Source organism: Microcoleus sp. Pol17C6 (genome assembly GCF_036701145.1).
Classification (GTDB): domain Bacteria; phylum Cyanobacteriota; class Cyanobacteriia; order Cyanobacteriales; family Microcoleaceae; genus Microcoleus.
The window spans coordinates 6,058-7,079 of the sequence record NZ_JAUBQH010000004.1 but is presented as its reverse complement, the minus strand read 5'-3'; the positions used below and the strand labels follow the sequence as shown (position 1 = coordinate 7,079).

The window sequence follows — 1,022 nt, the reverse complement described above, 5'->3', positions numbered from 1 at the left end:
CTGGGATTTAACAAATCGAAAGGAACAGTTTACTCTCAATGGTCACAGCGACTCGGTAAAAGCAGTAGCCCTCACTGCTAATGGGAAGCGGGCGATTTCTGGTTCAGATGACAACACCCTCAAAGTCTGGGATTTAACAAATCGAAAGGAACAGTTTACTCTCAATGGTCACAGCGACTCGGTAAAAGCAGTAGCCCTCACTGTTGATGGCAAGCGGGCGATTTCCGGTTCAAGAGACAAAACCCTCAAAGTCTGGGATTTAACCACTCTAAAGGAAGAGTTTACTCTCGAATGTCACAGCAAATCAGTATATGCAGTAGCCGTCACCCCCGATGGCAAGGGGGCGATTTCTGGTTCATATGATAAAACTCTCAAAGTCTGGGATTTAACCACTGGAAAGGAACAGTTTACTCTCAAAGGTCACACGAGTTGGGTAAATGCAGTAGCCGTCACCCCCGATGGCAAGCGGGCAATTTCTGGTTCATATGATAAAACCCTGAAAGTCTGGGATTTAACCACTGGAAAGGAACAGTTTACTCTCAAAGGTCACACCAGTTTGGTAAATGCAGTAGCCGTCTCCCCCGATGGCAAACGGGCGATTTCTGGTTCGTGGGACAACACCCTGAAAGTCTGGGATTTAACCACTGGAAAGGAACAGTTTACTCTCAAAGATCACACCAGTTTGGTAAATGCAATAGCCGTCACCCCCGATGGCAAGCGGACGATTTCTGGTTCAATTGACAAAACCCTGAAAGTCTGGGATTTAACAACTCTAAAGGAAGAGTTTACTCTCAATGGTCACAGCGACTCGGTAAAAGAAGTAGCCGTCACCCCCGATGGCAAGCGGGCGATTTCTGGTTCAAGAGACAAAACCCTGAAAGTCTGGGATTTAACAACTCGAAAGGAAGAGTTTACTCTCAATGGTCACACCAGTTCGGTAAATGCAGTAGCCGTCACCCCCGATGGCAAGCGGGCGATTTCTGGTTCAAGAGACAAAACCCTGAAAGTCTGGGATTTAACAA

Annotated in this window: 1 protein-coding gene; it reads left to right on the top strand. The window is 46.9% G+C overall.

Going from position 1 to position 1,022, the window contains the following annotated elements; translation table 11 throughout:
* Window positions 1–1,022, top strand: a 1,022-nt coding sequence (locus tag QUA25_RS03130) for a WD40 repeat domain-containing protein (RefSeq protein WP_333035499.1), incomplete at both ends; no start/stop codon positions are given.